17 protein-coding genes are annotated in these 19,353 nt (G+C 33.3%); all 17 read left to right on the top strand.

The window, feature by feature from the left end; all coding sequences use genetic code 11:
• Positions 1-837 (top strand): LbetaH domain-containing protein, encoded by an 837-nt coding sequence (locus tag MP3633_RS16055; RefSeq protein WP_176336288.1) that lies wholly within the window; start codon positions 1-3, stop codon positions 835-837.
• The gene (locus tag MP3633_RS16050; protein WP_176336287.1) at positions 837-1,484 is read left to right on the top strand and encodes a PIG-L deacetylase family protein; all 648 of its coding nucleotides are present in this window, start codon (positions 837-839) and stop codon (positions 1,482-1,484) included. Before MP3633_RS16055 ends, MP3633_RS16050 begins: the two co-directional genes overlap by 1 nt.
• On the top strand, positions 1,474-2,547 hold the full coding sequence (locus tag MP3633_RS16045) for a UDP-N-acetyl glucosamine 2-epimerase (protein ID WP_176336286.1): 1,074 nt from the start codon (positions 1,474-1,476) through the stop codon (positions 2,545-2,547). The genes MP3633_RS16050 and MP3633_RS16045 overlap by 11 nt, the downstream gene beginning before the upstream one ends.
• A 10-nt stretch (positions 2,548-2,557) precedes the next feature.
• Positions 2,558-3,247, top strand: a complete 690-nt coding sequence (locus tag MP3633_RS16040; RefSeq protein ID WP_176336285.1) for a hypothetical protein — start codon at positions 2,558-2,560, stop codon at positions 3,245-3,247.
• A 5-nt stretch (positions 3,248-3,252) separates the two neighbouring features.
• Positions 3,253-4,482: a hypothetical protein gene (locus MP3633_RS16035; RefSeq protein ID WP_176336284.1), complete on the top strand. Its 1,230-nt coding sequence runs from the start codon at positions 3,253-3,255 to the stop codon at positions 4,480-4,482.
• Between the two features lie 4 nt (positions 4,483-4,486).
• Positions 4,487-5,599 (top strand): glycosyltransferase, encoded by a 1,113-nt coding sequence (locus MP3633_RS16030; protein WP_176336283.1) that lies wholly within the window; start codon positions 4,487-4,489, stop codon positions 5,597-5,599.
• Complete coding sequence (locus MP3633_RS16025) at positions 5,596-6,687, top strand: glycosyltransferase (protein ID WP_217909019.1); 1,092 nt, start codon at positions 5,596-5,598, stop codon at positions 6,685-6,687. The genes MP3633_RS16030 and MP3633_RS16025 overlap by 4 nt, the downstream gene beginning before the upstream one ends.
• Positions 6,674-7,900, top strand: a complete 1,227-nt coding sequence (locus MP3633_RS16020; RefSeq protein WP_176336282.1) for a glycosyltransferase family 4 protein — start codon at positions 6,674-6,676, stop codon at positions 7,898-7,900. Before MP3633_RS16025 ends, MP3633_RS16020 begins: the two co-directional genes overlap by 14 nt.
• 366 nt (positions 7,901-8,266) lie before the next feature.
• On the top strand, positions 8,267-10,393 hold the full coding sequence (locus MP3633_RS16015) for a hypothetical protein (protein WP_176336281.1): 2,127 nt from the start codon (positions 8,267-8,269) through the stop codon (positions 10,391-10,393).
• A 16-nt stretch (positions 10,394-10,409) separates the two neighbouring features.
• Positions 10,410-11,288: a class I SAM-dependent methyltransferase gene (locus MP3633_RS16010; protein WP_176336280.1), complete on the top strand. Its 879-nt coding sequence runs from the start codon at positions 10,410-10,412 to the stop codon at positions 11,286-11,288.
• On the top strand, positions 11,281-12,222 hold the full coding sequence (locus MP3633_RS16005) for a glycosyltransferase (protein ID WP_176336279.1): 942 nt from the start codon (positions 11,281-11,283) through the stop codon (positions 12,220-12,222). Before MP3633_RS16010 ends, MP3633_RS16005 begins: the two co-directional genes overlap by 8 nt.
• A 3-nt stretch (positions 12,223-12,225) precedes the next feature.
• Positions 12,226-12,582 carry a GtrA family protein gene (locus MP3633_RS16000; RefSeq protein ID WP_176336278.1) on the top strand — a complete coding sequence of 119 codons (357 nt, stop codon included), beginning with the start codon at positions 12,226-12,228 and terminating at the stop codon, positions 12,580-12,582.
• 44 nt (positions 12,583-12,626) lie between these two features.
• Positions 12,627-13,226, top strand: a complete 600-nt coding sequence (locus MP3633_RS15995) for a sugar transferase (protein WP_176336277.1) — start codon at positions 12,627-12,629, stop codon at positions 13,224-13,226.
• A complete protein-coding gene (locus MP3633_RS15990) occupies positions 13,219-13,866 on the top strand; it encodes an acetyltransferase (protein WP_176336276.1) in 648 nt (215 codons plus the stop codon). The genes MP3633_RS15995 and MP3633_RS15990 overlap by 8 nt, the downstream gene beginning before the upstream one ends.
• Before the next feature lie 26 nt (positions 13,867-13,892).
• Positions 13,893-15,068, top strand: coding sequence for a DegT/DnrJ/EryC1/StrS family aminotransferase (locus MP3633_RS15985; RefSeq protein ID WP_176336275.1), 1,176 nt, complete (start codon positions 13,893-13,895; stop codon positions 15,066-15,068).
• A 1,136-nt stretch (positions 15,069-16,204) separates the two neighbouring features.
• Positions 16,205-18,154, top strand: a complete 1,950-nt coding sequence (locus tag MP3633_RS15980; protein ID WP_244959698.1) for a polysaccharide biosynthesis protein — start codon at positions 16,205-16,207, stop codon at positions 18,152-18,154.
• Between the two features lie 142 nt (positions 18,155-18,296).
• Positions 18,297-19,307: a UDP-glucose 4-epimerase GalE gene (galE, locus tag MP3633_RS15975; RefSeq protein WP_176336274.1), complete on the top strand. Its 1,011-nt coding sequence runs from the start codon at positions 18,297-18,299 to the stop codon at positions 19,305-19,307.
• Positions 19,308-19,353 lie beyond the last annotated feature (46 nt).

Raw genomic sequence — 19,353 nt, 5'->3', positions numbered from 1 at the left:
ATGTCAAATGTTCGTATTATTGTTGACAAATATGTTAAGAGAGAATTAGAAAAACTAACTATTCTGAAAGGCTGCATTCTTGAGGCACCTTATGTTTTTGAAACGTATTCTAATATTTGTGATTTTTCAATTGTATTTAATACAGAAAATGAGAACTGGGTATTAGATGAAACAAACTTTGTATCTATTATACTGGCTAAGTCTGAACCTGAAAATCTTGATCAATGTAAGAATAAAGTCATTTGTATTTGTGATAATCCTAGAGATATTTATGCGTATCTGATGAATATAAGTCTTACTGGTGAAAGATTGACTTGGTCTAGAGGAGATAATATAAATTATATACATCCTACTGCTAAAGTTCACCCTTCTACAGAAATTTCTTCCAATGTTTATATATCTGAGGATGTGGAAATTGGACCAAATTGCTCAATTGGATTTCAAGGGTTTGGTTTTGGTCGATTAGAAGGAAAAGCTTTTCGTTTAATACATACTGGTGGTGTATTCATCGGTAAAGGTACAAAAATTAGTAGTAATGTTACTGTCGTTTCTGGGACTTTTAATCCTACCACGATAGGGGAGAATGTACTTGTTGATGATCATGTTCACATAGCTCATAATTGTATTATAGAGAATTATGTAACGTTAACTGCTGGAACTGTTCTCTCCGGCTCTGTGGCATTAGGTGAGAATACTTGGTTAGGGCCAAATAGCTCAGTTATTAACGGTGCCAAATTGGGCAAAGATGTATTTGCAGGGATAGGCGCCTGTGTTACTAAGTCGTTTGAAGGTGGAGTGATTGCAGGAAATCCAGCAAAAAAACTAAGAGCAAATTAATGATAATTAGCAATACTAAAAAAGCATTATTTATTTCTGCTCATCCAGATGATACCGAATTCGGTGCGGGTGGCTTGATACAAATATTAATTGAAAAAGGTATCGACGTTCATTTGGCCGTGTTCTGTAATCCAGTTGAGTCTCTGCCAGAAGGTAGTTGTAAAGATGTGCTTGTGAATGAGCAGAAAAAATCAGCAGAAGCGCTTGGCCTTAAAAATAAAATTACATTTTACGACTATCCAGTAAGAAAATTTTCTTATTGTAGGCAAGAAATACTTGAAGATTTGATTAAACTCAGAAAAAAAATAAAACCAGATTTGATAATCACAAGTTCTGAAAATGATTACCATCAAGATCATACTGTTTTAGCATGTGAATCTAAACGAGCTTTTAAACTAGCAATATTACTAGGTTATACTCATCCATGGAATACCCGAAAGATGGTCGGAAATGTTTTTTTTGAAATTAGTGAAATACAACTGGATAATAAAATAAATGCAATATCAGCTTTTGGTAGCCAAGCTCTTCGAAGTTATAGTGAGCCAAGAGTAATTGAGAGTCTAGCAATTGAAGCTGGAGTAGCCTCAGGCTTCGTATATGCAGAGCGTTTTGAGCTAATAACCATGAGTATAAAAAATGAAGAATAAAATTCTACATATTGTCGGTACTAGACCTCAGTATATTAAATTATTTCCATTGTGGAGTGCTATCCATAAAGATAGGCTGCTATTCCAAGAGATATATGATACAGGTCAGCATTATGACAAAAATATGTCGGAAGAATTGGTTAATGAATTCGATTTTAAAGGTATTACAACAGGGAATATTGCAGGTTTTGGACCTGAAAAACAAATCCCCATGATGATAGAAAATATCTGGACTAAACTTACTACCTTTAAGCCCGATTATGTTTTTTTATATGGAGACACTAATTCGACGCTTGCGGGTGCTATTGCTTGCGCAAAGTTAGAAATTCCATACGGTCATTTAGAAGCGGGGGTTAGGACTAAAGAACACGTAGGGGTTCAGGAAGGAGTGAATCGAAAGGTTGTTGATCATCTTGCCAAACATCATTTTTGTGTGACAAAAGCAGACTGTTTTAATATTGACAAAGAAGGGCTTTCAAAAGAAGGAAATCATCATGTTGGTGATTTGATGTATGATGCGTTTCAAGTAATGAGCGAGCGCTTAAAGAGTGATGTGAAACTTGAGCATCGCATACTTGTTACTATTCATCGTGCAGAAAATGTAGATAAAGATAAACGTCGTAAGATGATCTTAGGTGCACTTATTGAAATGTCAGAAAATGTTGAAGTCATTCTGCCTTTACATCCACGACTTCGCTCTAAACTATCTCAAGAAGAGCTTTCCTTACTTAACGATAGTAAAGTTCAGCTAATTGATCCGTTAAAATATTCTGAAGTAATTTCTTTGTTAAAAGGTGCTAGTGGTGTAATAACTGACTCGGGTGGCTTGCCCAAAGATGCTGCTTTTTCAGGAGTTAAAGCTGTTGTATTGCGTGATGACCCAATATGGAGGGAGTTGTATGAGTTTGGGTATATTTACACTGTAGACACAATGGATAGTATATCTAGTGAAGATTTACAAAAATATTGTATGCGTATGCTTGATAGAAGAGTAGAGCCTTATAAAAGTGAAATGGCTTCTATTAAAATCATTGAGATAGTCAAACAATATTTGAATATTTAATTGAGGTGATATGTTTTATTTATATAAAAGCTACATTGGAAGTCAACCAATTCTACGTAATATTATAGTTGATGATGATTTACTTAAAGGTGAATATGGATTTCTGTTTAAAGAGATTATTAGTGATTTTTCGCTTAAGCAGGTGAATGATGTATTCAATGAATATCAGACTAGTGTTTTTGCATCTGGATATGAATTTTTAAAAAAAAACCATGAAATTATATTTAATTTAACAGAGAAAAAAATATTTGTTTTTGGGGATTTGCCAGACAACATGCCAATTCTAAGAAATGGAGTTCAACTATTTTCAGATGATGAAATACCTTTAAGTTTTAATGAGTGGCGTGAAAAAATCATTAATAATTCAAGAGTGATTGTTGTCAAAAAAACAATTATAGTTGATTTGATCACAAGTTTTTTTGAGAAGTTATTATTACCAAAAAAAATCAAGAAAAAAATACTATCTAAAATTCCAATGACAATTAAAAAACTAGAACACGAAATAGCAAAGGATATCCCTATTCTCGACTTTAATAAAATTCGAGTTATTGGTGCTAATAATATTTCTATGAAACTTTTATATAAATGCCTACTTTCAGGAGTTGAAATTGAAGGTTATACGTTGTCTAAAGAGCAGTTGGAAATGGAGTTGGCTGATGCCTATTCACAGTTCAAGAACAAAATATTACGATATGTATAAATACTATGCATTTTAGTAAGGGTGAGTACGCCGCTTTTAATTCACTAATTTACTTATCCATTTTGTTGATTAAAGGTGCTTCTAATAAAGATAGGTCTACATTCTTATTGCTTGTTTCTATATATATCGGAGCTATATTTCTTCAGGGGTTTGCAATTGGTCTTTTTTATTTTGGTGTAAAGCATTATATCGGTGAAGGTGGTTTAGGATATATTAAAAAAATATTTTCATATATTTCGATAGATCTTACTAGTGTTGAACAACTCGTTATTTCACTTGCCCCTGCGATTTTACTGTTAATATTAAGTTCAAAGGTCTTGTCAATAAGTCGAGTTGGTTTGTCGAGATTAGTTTTAAGGCTCAGGGAGTCATTGATAATAAAGTATAAATCTAGTCCAAATATCATTTTAAGTGAGGGTGATGATACTTTCTATAGAAATATGGATGGTACATTTGGTGCTATCCGTGCCTTATTTTTAAATGCGTTTGTTTTTGCTCAAGCATTAGTTTCTATTCTTGTTTTATTTTATTTTGAACCATATTTGGCGATTTTTAATATTTTTTGTCTGCTTTCTTTTATGTTTATTCTAACTAAGGTGAAAGTGAAGAAAAGTAATGGAGATGCAAATGAGAAAATGATTTCACAGAAAGATGCTTTAGATGCTGCTGCAGAGGCCGTTGCAGAAATTGAAGGGGTTGGGATCTCATCGAAATCATTTGAAAGGTTAGAAAGAATGAGGATTTATGGTAGAAATGCTACAAATGTTGTTCTCTTTTGTTCTATTATTGTTGGGGTTTCTGCATCATTAGATTTTTTAACATCGTTAGATAAGCTTACACTTATTCTATTTTTACTCAGGTATATTTCTAATGTGTATACGCCAATTGCTGTAATTTCGGCTAGTTGCGTACCATTCAAATCTAATTTAGTAACATTGATTAATATTGAAAACTATTTAAATTTTTATAAATATAAAACTAATTTTTCTAATGTTGGTTTAGTATCTACTAGAGGGCTATTCTTTATTTCTAAATCCTTTGGTGATCGTCAGCTTTTTATAGATGAAGCTTTACGTCCTTCTATTGTTGAAAAATATAAATTATCTCTCGAGCTTAGTGAGATAAGAGTAGAGACAGCGAATTTCTCAAAAGATTATCCTAGAGAAAGAAAAAAAATATCTAATTTCATTAGATATCACTTAAAATCTACTGATAATATATATTTCTTGGTATAATTTAATGGAAAATAAAAAAAGATCTATCATCTATCATTACTCATTACCATTTAACTTTGATTCACCATCTGGTAGTGGTATTCGACCTGTTGCAATGTACAATACATTTATTAACTTAGGATATGATGTAGAACTTGTTTCTGGCTATACTCATGAACGCGAAAAAAAAATAAAAAAAATAAAAAGTGATATTAAAAAAGGAAAGAAATTTGAATTTTGTTATTCAGAATCGACTACTATGCCATTGGCGTTAACTGATTTAGACCACCTTCCTCGTCGACCATTAATGGATTTTAGATTTTTTTATTTTTTAAAAAAAAATGGAGTGAGTACTGGCGTTTTTTATCGAGATATTTATTGGAGATTCGATAATACGTCAAAAAGATCGCTATTGCATTTTTTCAAAAAAAAAGCAGCAAAATTCTTTTACCTAGTTGAGCTGTTATGTTATAGACTTAGTGTAAAAGTGATTTTTTTACCTTCACTTAAAATGTCAAAATATGTACCTTTTATACCTGAAGTTATGATTCATGAACTTAATCCTGGCACAACAGCAATAAAAACTAAAGTAAAGAAACTTGACTCAAAAATTGAGTTTTTATATGTAGGCGGAACAACAGATTTTTATAACATTGATTTACTAATTGAGGTGGTTGGTAAGTACTTTGTTAACTCGATTAATTTGACTATTTGTACAAGACCGTCAGATGCTATCTATTTAGCTAATAGGTATAATGAATTTAATACCAATCTAACTATAGTAAGCAAAAAAGGAGAACAACTTAAGTCACTTTATGAGGCTTCAGATTGTGCTTGTTTATATATGCTTCCAACAGAATATCGGAATTTTTCTGTACCTATAAAACTATTTGAATATATGAGTTACGGTAAGCCTATTATAGCTAGTTCAAACACATGGGTTGGTGATTTTGTTCAGAATAATAAACTTGGCTGGACTGTTAATTATTCAGAATCTGAACTAATAAAAATCATTAAAAAAATTGTTCTAAACAAAGAAATTATAAAAAACTTATCCATTTCTATTTTAGATATAGCAAAAGAACATACATGGGAAAAACGATGTAAACAGGTTAGTATTATATTGAGTGATATGTGAAAAAAATTAAAGTTGTCATATTAGGAAATGCAAATAGTATTCATATTCAACGCTGGGCAGAAGGTCTTTATAGTAAAGGTGTAGAAGTTCATCTTGTTACATGTCATAGGTTTAATTTCGAATATTCTTCTGGTATTTTTCTGTATCAACTAACTTATGATGCACCATATGGTTACATACTTTCTGTATTTCAAGCTAAATTATTGCTTCGGACTATCAAGCCTGATTTATTACATGCACATTACGTCACTGGCTACGGGACACTTGCTAACTTGATTGGTTATAAGGATACGCTTGTGTCTGCATGGGGGGCTGATGTATATGATTTTCCGAGAAAATCTTTACTTCATCGTTGGTTGGTTAAGTTTAATTTGACTCGATCAAAGGGGGTAGCGTCTACTAGTCATGCCATGTTAGATGCTATTAAAACTCTTTGTCCAGATCTAAAACAGACTTATGTAACACCATTTGGTGTCGATATTGATATTTTTTTACCTTCAAAAAAAAACATTGATTCCTTTCCTATTATTACCATTGGTACTGTTAAGTTGCTGCATAACAAGTATGGTATTGATACATTAATTCGTGCATTTTCTGATTTTAGAGCCTTGGCTCCAGAACTGGAATCTAAGCTTGTAATAGTAGGAAGTGGACCAGATAAAAAAAATCTAGAAGAATTGGCTATGAATTTAAATATTGCTTCTTTTGTAGAGTTTAAAGGTTATGTAGACAATGCTCTAGTACCTTGTATGTTAAATAAATTTGATATCTTTGTTGCATTGAGTCGATTGGATAGTGAAAGTTTTGGTGTTGCTGCTGTTGAAGCGAATGCATGTGGTTTACCTGTTATTGTCTCAGATGTTTCTGGCTTTAAGGAGGTGGTGTTAAATGGTAAAACTGGCTTAATAGTGAAAAGAGATGACCAGATAGCTGCGTCTAAAGCGATGTTGTTATTAGCTTTAGACTCTAACTTAAGACAATTAATGGGTGAAGCTGGAAGGCGTCATGTAGTTGATCAATATTCTTGGGAGTCATCAATAAATCAAATGCTTTTTGTATATAGTGAATTATGCAATGATAAAAAATAATAAAACTATTTGGTATATTTCAAAGTATGCAAATTTACGTAAGTATGGTGCTGACACACGACAAATATATTTTTGTAAAGAGTTTTACAAAAAAGGTTGTAATGTTACTTTATTTATTTCTAATTCGTCTCATCTTTATAACGGATTGCCAATGTTTTCTGGATATTTTAAAGAAGAAATCCATGAAGGAGTAAATGTAGTATGGTTAAATACAATTAAGTATAAAGAACCAAGTTCTTTACTAAGGGTATTGTCTTGGTTTCATTTTGAATTACTCGTTCTTGTTTATGGCGTTTTTAAAAAAAAGAAAAAACCAGATGTTGTAATATGTTCTTCATTATCTATTTTAAGTATTATTTCAGGACTTTTTTTCAAAGTCATATATCATAATAAGGTGATATTTGAGATTAGAGATATATGGCCTCAATCTCTTATCGAATTAAGGGGGATGAAAAAAAACCATCCTCTTGTGATTTTTTTAAGTTTCATTGAAAAAATAGGATATAAATATAGTGACGTAATTGTTGGGACAATGCCAAAGTTACATATTCATGTGCAAGAGAAAATTAAAAAAAATAAAAAAGTCATTTATATTCCTCATGGTGTTAGTTTAAACTTTTATGAAGAACAACAAGAAAAAATTCAGTCAGAGTATATAGATAAATATTTTTCTAAAAATATGTCAAATCTTGTGTATGCAGGTTCGTTCAATAAAGCGTATGACTTAATGCAGTTTATTCAACTTGCTAGAGAGTCAGAAGGAAAAAACAATTTAAATTTTATTTTCATTGGAGATGGCGTTTTAAAAAAAGAACTTATTACATTAAGTAAATCATTAAGTAATGTAACTATAGCGCCAAAAGTCAGTCGAGAAAAATTATATAGTGTATTGGAAAATGCCGATATACTTTTACACTCTTTTAGTAAAAAAAATGTTTTTCGTTTTGGCGTTTCACCAAATAAATTTATTGACTATATGTATGCTGGGAAACCTATTATATGTATAGGAGATGTATATTGTCCTATGTTATTAGAATCTGGTTCTGGAATAGTTATACATCCAGATCATTTAAATGTTTTCTATGATAAAGTCAATTTCTATCTATCTATGTCTGAAAATATGAAAAAAGCATTGGCAAGTCAGGCCAAAAAATATATTTCTGAAGAATTGTGTTATAAAAAATTAGCATGTAGATATTTTAAATTATTTTAATTTTTTGGTTTATAATTTTATATATTTTAACGTATTTATACAGGTTGTTGTTATTTATCTGATTTTATAACTTTATAGTCCGTAAATAAGTTTAGGATGAAAATCATTGATATATTTGAAAAATAAATTTTATTGAGTAAGGCTTTAATGTTAATTACTGATGATCTTATTTTATATAATAAATTAAAGTTGTGTTGGTTTTTTATGTAAATATATTGTATTTAAGAAGGAGTGTTACATGTCAACATATATTGGATTGGATTGGCTTTGTTTTAATTATGAAGGGTTTTTCTCGAAAGAAAATAAGATCCTTTGTAGTGTGCATGCTTTACTTTATTGTCTTAAGTTTTTTTAGGAATTAATGGTATGAAAAAATTGAACTATAAAAGTAATTTTTTTTCAAATGAATTTTATTTTTTTAAATCTAACAGATTTAATGACCATCTAATTTCTGCTTTAGTTGGTGTATTTGTTTTTATCCCTTTTCTTCTTTTGGGAGCGAGTCATGATGGATTCGAAGATATCGAATATAGTTTTGTTCCTTTATTTGAATGGTTCTTACGCCAATATAATGGAGATTTTTCTCCTGTCAACTTCCTTTGGGAGTTGGGGTGGAGTGCCCCATTAGCTCATGGGGCATGGTCTTTCCCTGGGAATTTATTAATTGGAAATATTACAGCGAAGACATATTTTTTTATTTTCTATAGCTTTCATTTGTATTTATGTTGCGTTGGTTTTTTAGGTATCGCTAGATTATACAATTCTAGCCGCTGGTATGCTGTTATATCAGCGTTGTTGTTGTCTTTTTTACCTCCTCAGGGCTGGTATATTTTTGTTCATGATGCTCCGTCTGTATTAGCAACTCTTCAATTGGTTCCTGTTATTGTCTATTTATTTCTTCGTTTAGCTGAAAATACAGCTTCTTCTTGTTATATGGGGCGGTGTTACTGGTATTATTCTATTCTTTTAGGTTTGGCGATATCGTATTTATTCACTTCAGGACATCCTGGGATGTTCTATGCGTTCTTTTTCGTGCCAGCGCTTGCTTCGATGGTTATCGTAATTCGGGTCAGATATCCATTATTAAGACTTTTAAAAAATTTGATTCCTGTTGCGTTTATATTAATAGTTCTTAGTTATCCTAAGATAGCATCTTATTGGAGTGTTTATAGCATTCAATCAGCTGACTCCATAGATCGAATTGTTTATGGTATTAATCCGGCACATCATGATTTTTTCTGGACTCAATCTATTATATTTCCTTTCTTAGCAATATCAAAACTCAATTTTGAAAGTCTATATGAATTGTATTTTTATTTTGCACGCACTACACGATATCTTCCTTTTCTTTGGCTCATTTTTTTGTTTTCAATATTAATTTCACGTCGTGTATTCTTTTATGTTGTAGGTTTTGTTCTTTTAACTTACTTTCTACAAAACTTATTTTTATACGGAGTGACCGGAGGTTCATCTGGAGCTAATCATTTTTTTGAAGGTGTAATGGCTGCTTCACTTATTTTTATTGTTTCTCAATCTCCAAATAAATATAAATCATCTTTTTTAAATGATTTTTTTTCTATTATATGTATTTTTACAATTTTTTTTATGATCGGCCAGCAGTACGGTTTTAAAAAATATACTTCAAGCTTTTTGAATTCTACTTCATCAAGTCATCATAATGGCTCTTCTTTGGTATCTGGCCTTGAAGAATATGGTATTTTTTCTGGAGATAGAATAATAGTAACATCTGATTTTGAACGCTCTCTTAGAAAACAAAAATTCAAACATCGTTATATTCACTCGACAGCTTTTGCACTTGATGGTATTGCCAATGTTTCAATGTTCGGTAAAGGTGTTGCTGGCGAGGAAATATATAAATCGTGGCGACAAGGGTATTCATTGCTTACGTTGGAAGCTTTAATTGCATCGTTAGATTTGAATAAAGAGAATCTTGACTTTTATTTAAAAAGTTTTGGTATTAAAGGCGTACTTGACATGAATAAAGTGGAAGATACTCATTGGATATTAGTGGATCGTAAACGTGGTGCCTTTTTACGACTCGTTGACGAACAAACTAGCTTTAAAGAAATCGAAATTGTCCACAGTTACGAAAATTGTAAAAAAAATCTTTCTTGTACACTTCAAGCATCTATTATGAATCTACCTAACGTAACCACTGAGTTTTTCGAAGAAAAGGTGCTTTTTTACGTTCCAAGTTTAAATGAGGTACGTTATGTTGCGCTTCCAATCCGCTATCATGATAATTTAGTAATATCATCAAATTTATCTAGTGACATCAAAACTACAAATTGTGCTGGCATTGTTTGTGTTGTGTTAATGAAAGATACTAGAAAGATTAGTGTTACTTCATACTTAAATTATATAAATGTGTATACATTATTATCTACCTATATAATAATTTTCATGGGATGTCTATTTTGGATTATTTCAATATTGAGAGCAGTTTTTCCTTTTTTTTTAGACGATTATTAAGCTGGAGCAAATTTATATGAATTCAAGGTTTACAAATTGTCCTTGTTGCGAGTCTTTAAATTTAACAGAGAAAAAGAATGAAAATTTTAAAGTTCCTCAAAAATCTTATGATTTTTTCTATGGTGGTTGGCAATATATTGAAAATATAGTTCGTTGCAGGAATTGTGGTTTTCAGTTTGTTGGTAAACTTATTCAGTCTTATTCTTCATTCTACCAAGATTTTGGTAGGGATAATCCTTCATATACTGAAGCTAATGTAAAGAGGAAAAGATATTTTAAAGAACTACGTTCTATTATTGAAAAATCTTGCAATATTTCTTTAAATGATTTAAATAATGTGTTGGATGTTGGTTCGGGTGATGGTGTTTTTTTGTCTAGTTTAAGTGATTTGGTCACAAAAACAGCAGTTGAGCCATCACCGGATCTAAGACATCAACTACAAAAGCAAGGTGTTAATGTTTATGAGGATTTAAGTGATATACCGAGCAGCATGTTTTTTCAGTTAATTACACTTAACGACGTGTTAGAGCATATTGAAAACCCCGCTAGTTTTTTAAGTTGTTTGGCGCGGCATCTCACACCTGATGGCATTATTGTTATCAGTGTTCCTGATTACTCTAGGCTAATAGCTCGAGTGTTGAAAGAAAAATATTATCTAACAACTCCTATGCATTTAAGTTATTTTACATGGTCTTCTCTTAAATATTTAGCTGATAATCAAAAAGAATTAGAATTTGTTAAGTCATTTAATGCACCTGTTGTTTATGCTCAGATAAGTGATGCTTTTAAATGGTTAAAAATTAATGATACTAGTAAATTTATTAATGTCTTAAATAAGGTACCTATTAGTTATCGTTCTAATTTTGTATCTATTATGAGAAGGGCCGATGGATAATATTTTTGATGTTTGTGTTTTAATTCCAGCTTACAATGAAGGTAGTAGACCAATTCTTTTCGCTGAAGAAATTGCCAAAGAGTTTAAGTCTGTCTATCATAATATAAGACTAGTTATTGTTATTGTTGATGATGGGTCTATAAGTTCAACTACTCCTGTTGTTAATGAAAAAGAACATACCTCTTTTGAACTCAAAGTCATAAAGCTATCTCAGAACTTAGGAAAAGATCATGCTCTTTTTTATGGATTATCAGAGTCTCCGGAGTCATCTTATTATTGTTCTATAGATGCTGATGGTGAGCAGCCTGCAAGTCTTCTTGTTGATCAGTGGGGGGTGATTACTACAACTGATGCTCAGATAGTTCTTGCTAGAAGAGTTGATCCAGTAGCATCGGATGGGATAGTTAAAAGATTAATTAGGAGGGTAGTTCATTCTTTTTCTCAAAGGGTTCTCTCCGTTCAACTAAATGGTCTTACTGATTGTGTTATGTTTGATTCAGTTGTTGCTCGAAAAGTTAAGATTAACTGGAAAAATAATAAAACATTTAAATATATTCCTTGGAGGGTATTGTATTCAACATTCTTTAGGGTTGATGACTATGTGAATTTTTCCGCTACGTATAAAGATAAAGATGGAGGATCCCGATTTTCTAACTGGAGGCTATTAAGGCTCGGTATTAGATGTTTTTTTCTTAATCCGAAAGCATTGACATATTTGGTTTACCTTGGTCTTTTATTTTCTTTATTTGGTTCATTCGTACCTTTTCTTTTTGTATTATTTGATTGGTTTTCTGGTTCTTTATATCCAGGTTACATGACTCTCGTAGTCTTACTTACATTGATCTTATGGAGTTCATTAGCAATATTATCTTTCATATTATCTAGGCTTATTATAGAAATTCGTTCGATACAATATGATTTAGAGGGAAGTTGATTTTTGCTTGAGTTTATTCGTTTTTTATTTGGAGGTTTTTTTAACACTCTCGTTTCTGCTACTTCATATTATGCATTTAGTCTATTTTTTGATGAATATTTAGCATTAGGTTTTTCATTTTGGCTTACTTTTATTGTTAGCTATGCTGTTAATTCTAAATTTGTTTTTCGAGTAGCTGATGTGAAGTTATTGTTTTTCTTGGCTGTTATTTTGGCTTTTTTTATGCAGCAGTTTATTGGAGCTATTACAGTTTGGTTTGGAGGCAGTGGGATGTTTGTGTTTTTTGTTGTAAGCTTGGTGCATGTTCCTTTCTTTTACATTTTGTGTCGATTTTGGGTGTTTCGTGAACGAAAATACTAATTGGTTAATATTTTTTTAGCAACTACTTCTTTTTAAATGGGTGTATGATGAAAAGATTCTTTGATATTATTGTTTCTTTTTTACTTTTATTTATTTTATTTCCTATTTTAATTTTTCTAATTTTTCTAATTTTTTTCAAAATGGGTTCCCCTGTTTTTTTTATTCAAATTCGACCAGGTATGAACGGGAAAAAAATAAAAATGCTGAAATTCAGGACGTTGATTAATAAATATGGTGCTTGCAATAGCTTAGAATCTGATTTCGAGCGCATGACAATTTTTGGCTCTTTTTTGCGCTCTACTAGTCTAGACGAGCTGCCTGGACTAATAAATGTTATCAAAGGTGACATGAGCTTGGTAGGTCCGCGTCCTTTATTAGTTCAATATTTACCATTATATTCTATTGAGCAGGCTCGTCGTCATAATGTTCGCCCTGGAATTACTGGTTGGGCGCAGGTTAATGGACGAAATGCTATTAGCTGGGAGGAAAAATTTAAGTTAGATGTTTGGTATGTTGATAACCAATGCTTTTGGTTAGATATAAAAATACTTTTTTTAACCGTTAAAAAAGTTTTTTTCCGTGAGGGTATTAGTTCGGACGGTCATGTTACTGCTGAATTATTTAAGGGTTCCGACCATGATTGAGGGTGCTAATCAACAGTTGGCTATTTTAGGTGCAAGTGGTCATGGAAAAGTTGTTGCTGATTTGGCTGAGCAACTAGGTTATATCGTTCATTTTTACGATGACGCTTATCCGGCAAAGCAAAATGTTGAGCACTGGTCAATCCTTGGAACTTTTGAGGATTTACTTGAACGTGGTGTCAATAACAACAAAGCAATAGTCGCGATTGGAAATAACAATATCCGCGAAGAAAAATTAACTATACTCAAGAGATATGGTTTTAATTTGCCTATTTTGCTCCATCCTAGCGCTATAGTGAGTTCTTATGCTGAATTATTAGGAGGAGGTACTGTAGTTTTTGCTAATTCAGTAGTTAATGCGTTTGCGCGTATTGGTCAAGGTTGTATTATTAATTCTTCCTGTGTGGTTGAGCATGATTGTGTGATTGGTAGCTTTGTTCATATATGTCCGAAATCGGTTTTGGCTGGCGGTGTACATATTGGTCATCGGAGTGTTTTAGGTATAGGCAGTCAAGTTAAGCAATTGATTTTCATTGGTCAAGATACTTTTGTTGGGGCGGGTAGTACAGTATCAAAAAATTTATCTGCAAATGTGGTAGCATATGGTTCACCTGCGGTTGTAGTTGGTGATAATTATTTTTGATCAATATGATTGATAGGTGCGCTGACATGTTAAACACTCCTTTTTCTCCTTGGCCTTCTTTTTCGCAAGAGGAGGCTGATGCTGTTAGTCGCGTTGTTTTATCAAACAAAGTTAATTATTGGACCGGCAATGAGTGTCGTGAATTTGAAAAGGAATTTGCTGATTGGGTTGGAACTGACTACGCTGTTGCTCTTACCAACGGCACCATGGCTTTGGATGTTGCTCTAAAAGCTTTAAGTATTAGCCATGGAGACGATGTTATAACAACGCCTCGTACCTTTTTGGCATCTGCTTCCAGTATTGTTACTGCAGGTGCTAATCCTGTTTTCGCCGACGTAGATCTGAATAGTCAAGTTATTACGGCCGAAAGTATTAAATCAGTCCTTACTCCAAATACAAAAGCAGTTATTGTAGTGCATTTGGCAGGAATGAGCGCTGAAATGGATGACATAATGGCACTGAGTGCAGAGTGTGATTTTTTTGTGATAGAAGATTGTGCACAGGCTCACGGCGCAAAATATAAGGGACGCTCTGTTGGTTCTATTGGACATATTGGAGCATGGAGCTTTTGTCAAGACAAGATTATTACAACGGGGGGGGAGGGTGGCATGGTTACCACCAATGATAAAAGTCTTTGGTCGTTTATGTGGTCTTACAAAGATCATGGTAAGAGTTACGATGCTATTTATCATAATGATCACCCGCCGGGATTTAGGTGGTTGCATGAAAGTTTTGGATCTAATTGTCGTATGATGGAATATCAGGCTGTATTGGGGCGCATTCAGCTTAAATGTATGGCGGAGTGGACAGCAAAACGCCAAGCCAATGGAAATATAATAGACCAAATAGCTAGTGAATTTCGTTGTATTCGTTTAGTTAAGGTACCTGATTATATTGTGCATGCTGAGTATAAACATTATGTATTTGTTGAACCTGATTATTTGGCCACAGGTTGGAGTCGTGACCGAATAATAGATGAGATTGTTAAATTTGATGTTCCATGCTTTGAAGGTAGTTGCTCAGAGGTGTACCTTGAAAAAGCATTTAATGGAACTTCTTGGCGCCCTGAAGTACGCCTTCCAAATGCAGTTTTGCTTGGTAAAACCAGCTTGATGTTCTTAGTTCATCCTACTTTGACTAAAGTTGAAATGGATAAAACTGCTCAAGTTATTTACTCTGTTTTATCCATGGCTTCTTGCTAGTTTTATTTTCAATTACACTCTCAATTTAAGATACTAAGTGCGACACCAACGACTGGTAGTGGTTAGTTTTGTTATCAAATAGTACATACATATTTACCATGATTTACTAAATATTGAGCACATGCACAATATTTAAGATACTCATCTTCTGAATTGACTAAAAATGAGGCATCACTGTTCAATCATTTATTTAGAGTTAAACGTAATGCCCTAAAAAAGTTTATGGAGTTAGCATTTCTTATTAAAAAGCTTTAGTACGGAAAATAAACTTGTTTAAAATAGGGTTAGTAATGTTGGGCTTGTTTGTTGTTTATGAGATTTAACATGATTGGAATCCTTACCATCGGTCTTAGGGTAGGTTTTCATGTTGGTCGTGATTGGATTTATCAATTTTCTGCAAAAAATTTGACAATCGGTTTTACTGGTTTTTATACCAAAGGTATAAGTAATAGTGGCAAGTTAAGTGCAAAAACTTGCTCTTATTAAATAGTCAGTGTTCATTGACAAATGTTTTAAGACGATAAAAATTTAGTCATTGGAAAGACTATACGATATTATGGCTAAAAGCGGGTATTCTTGTCATTTTAGCTGAATGGAAATCAAAATCGTCCTCTAATGCAGTGTGAAGTGAAAAATAGTGAAATAAGAAATTTTTATTGTTATATAAGAGATATATGAAAAAACGTATATGTTATTGTATTGTATTTGATCGTGGCAATGAGGTAATGAAGGTTTTTAAGAATACGAATGACTTATTAGGTTAGTGCATCCCAAGGATTAGGTTTAAGGCAGGTGTCAGATGATTATACCGATCTAGTACAAATAATTGAATATTAGGTCTAGATTTAATTCTTGATTAATTGCACACGGTATGACCATAAGGTCACGTATTTCTGAATTGAATTTTCAAAACAATAATTACATTTCTTTTATAAATATTTAATTTTTCTGTAAAAATTTTATAACTACGTATGGATGATTTTTCATTTTAAGGTTTTCTATACTTTCTAAATATTAACACTATGTGGTTATTTTTTATATGATAGAGATTTATTTTTATATTATGGGTTTGAGTATAGCTTATGAAGTGTTTGTCGCTTTAAAAGGTGTTTTAATAATATAAGGTGGTAATAAAGTTGAATTTCATTTGGTCTCTTCCACGTTTTTATAAGCGGTTGATCAGCTTAGTTGTTGACTCTTTATTTGTTTGCCTTGCATTTATCTTTGCCTATTGGACTCGTTTAGGTGAGTTTAGTGTATTTAAAAATGATTCTGTTTGGTATGTTTTAATTTTTACCATAGCCGTTACTTTGTTTGTCAATATAAAACTAGGTTTGTATCGAGCAATTCTGCGTTACTTGACTTTCCATGCTTTTAGCGCGATTTTGTTAGGTGCGTTGATATCAGCTTTAAGTATCACTATTTTTGCGTATTTTTTTAATGCTTTTGTGCCTCGAACTGTACCCATTATTTATTTTCCTTTCTTGGTCATGTTGTGTGGCGGGGCTCGTTTATTAGTGAGAGCTATGCTGATTCAGACGTCAAAAAAAACATCTGAATCGGTGTTGGTATTGGGAGCGGGGGCTACTGGACGTCAACTTAGCCTAGCGTTACGTCAGGCAAGTTACTATCGAGTGAAAGGCTTTATTGATCATGATGACTCATTGGTTAATACCATTATTCAAGGTGTGCCTGTGTATCATTCGGATAAAATTGGTTTACTGATAAAAAAACATCATATAAAAAAAGTATTATTAGCAATTCCTCGAGCTAGCCGGTCTGAGCGTAAAAAAGTTATTGATCAATTATTACCTTATGCAGTAGAGGTTCTGACAGTGCCTGATTTCAATGACATTGTTACAGGAAAAGCTAAAGTTAGTGAGCTGCAAGACGTGGCTTTGGATGACTTGTTAGGCCGTGATATAGTTGAACCAAATAATATGCTGATGCGTGCAAATATCACTGGCAAAGTGGTTATGGTTACTGGGGCAGGAGGGTCTATTGGCTCTGAATTATGTCGTCAGATTATCAAACTGCAACCTTTTACTCTCGTTTTGTTTGATGTCTCTGAATTCTCTGTTTATCAAGTAGACAAAGAGCTAAATGAACTGCTTGGAGAATTGTCTTTTAGTGTGAATATTGTGCCTTTAATCGGCTCGGTACAGCTCATTAATCGTTTGAAGTCGACCATGAAAGCGTTTGCAGTGAATACTGTTTATCATGCAGCAGCGTATAAACATGTTCATTTGGTGGAATACAATGTGGTGGAGGGCGTGCGTAATAATGCTTTTGGTACTTTTTACTGTGCTAAAGCCGCAATTGAGTGTGGTGTCGAGTCTTTTGTACTTATTTCCACGGATAAAGCTGTCCGGCCAACGAATGTGATGGGCGCCACTAAGCGTATTGCTGAGCTTGGGTTGCAGGCTTTATCCGAGGCTGAAGCTAAAAAAGCCGCTAAGCAAGAAAAAAATACTCGTTTTTGTATGGTGCGCTTTGGCAATGTGCTTGGGTCATCAGGTTCGGTTGTTCCCGTCTTTAAAAAGCAAATTTCTCAGAATCAGCCTGTTACTGTGACGCATCCTGATATTATTCGTTTCTTTATGACAATCCCAGAAGCTGCTCAGTTAGTGATTCAAGCAGGTGCTATGGGCAAGGGTGGTGACGTATTTGTATTGGACATGGGATACCCAGTTAAGATTGTGGATCTTGCGAAAAATCTGATTCGTTTATCTGGTTTAGAAGTTAAATCCGATGCAAATCCGAATGGTGATATTGAGATTCAATTCACAGGGCTTCGTCCTGGCGAGAAACTTTTTGAAGAGCTTTTGATTGGAGATAACGTACAAAAAACCTTACATGAACGTATTATGACTGCCAACGAGCGTTTTTTATCCTTGCCTGAGTTTATCAGCACCATGGAGCAATTGGATAAAGCGTGTCATGATTTTGATCATGAGGAAATTCGCAATATTTTGATCGCAGCACCAACGGATTTCCAACCAACCGACGGTATTGGAGATTTGGTATGGAACGCGAATAAAGCGTTAGAACAAAAGAATGAAAATTTAAATGAAGGCGTTTTGTAGATTGGATGAGGGGATGCTAATATTATCTAATATTAGGCATAATTATATTATGCTGAATAATGCCTGATTTCACACTTTATTATCGTACTATGCTTCGTTTGACCTGTTCATATTTTTTCTAATAAAGTTATTGGAGTGTTGAATGTTTGTCTTGGTCACTGGTGGTGTGGGTTATATTGGTTCTCATACTTGTGTTGAGTTGATTCAGGCTGGTTTTGAGCCTGTTATTATTGATAATTTGTCGAACAGTAAAGAAGTTGTTTTAAATCGTATTGAGATGATTACTGGTAAGCGCCCTGAGTTTATGCAAGGCGATGTTCTCGACTCTACTTTTCTGAATACTGTGTTTGAGAAATATCCCTTTGCGGCTGTTATGCATTTTGCTGGTTTGAAAGCGGTTGGCGAGTCCGTTCAAAAGCCATTCATGTATTATGAAAATAATGTTTCGGGATCCTTGAATCTTATTAAGGCAATGGAGTTGGCAGGGCTGCAAAATTTGATTTTTAGTTCGTCTGCAACTGTCTATGGTATGCCTGGGTCTGTGCCTATTCGTGAAGACTTCCCTACTTCAACGCAAAATCCTTATGGGGCGAGTAAGTTGATTGTGGAAGGTATGCTGATCGATTTAGCTAAGGCCAATAATGAATGGAATATTGCTACTTTGCGATATTTTAATCCGATAGGTGCTCATGAATCTGGCTTGATTGGGGAAGATCCAAAAGGTATTCCAAATAATTTATTGCCCTTTATTAGCCAAGTGGCTGTGGGTAAATTGGCTTGTTTGAATGTGTTTGGTAGGGATTACGACACACCAGATGGAACGGGTGTTCGTGATTATATTCATGTGGTGGATTTAGCTCGTGGTCATGTTTGTGCCTTGGAAAAGGTACTTGCTCAGTCTGGTCATTTTGTTGTGAATCTAGGAACGGGTAACGGCTATTCTGTGCTAGAGATGATACGGGCGTTTGAAACGGCTTCTAATCAATCTATTGGTTATAAGATTGTAGATCGACGTCCTGGCGATATTGCAACGTGTTATGCGGATCCTGAACTTGCTAAGACTTTCCTTGGTTGGCAGGCAGAGTTTGACTTGGCGCGTATGTGTGTAGATTCTTGGCGTTGGCAATCAAATAACCCAAACGGGTTTGATTGAGATATGATTTACTCGGCGTTGGGTTTGTTTAATGTCTTTGTTTATT

This window comes from Marinomonas primoryensis, assembly GCF_013372285.1.
GTDB lineage: Bacteria > Pseudomonadota > Gammaproteobacteria > Pseudomonadales > Marinomonadaceae > Marinomonas > Marinomonas primoryensis.
The sequence above is the reverse complement of the archived record's forward strand: the minus strand, read 5'-3'. Positions and strand labels throughout refer to the sequence as shown.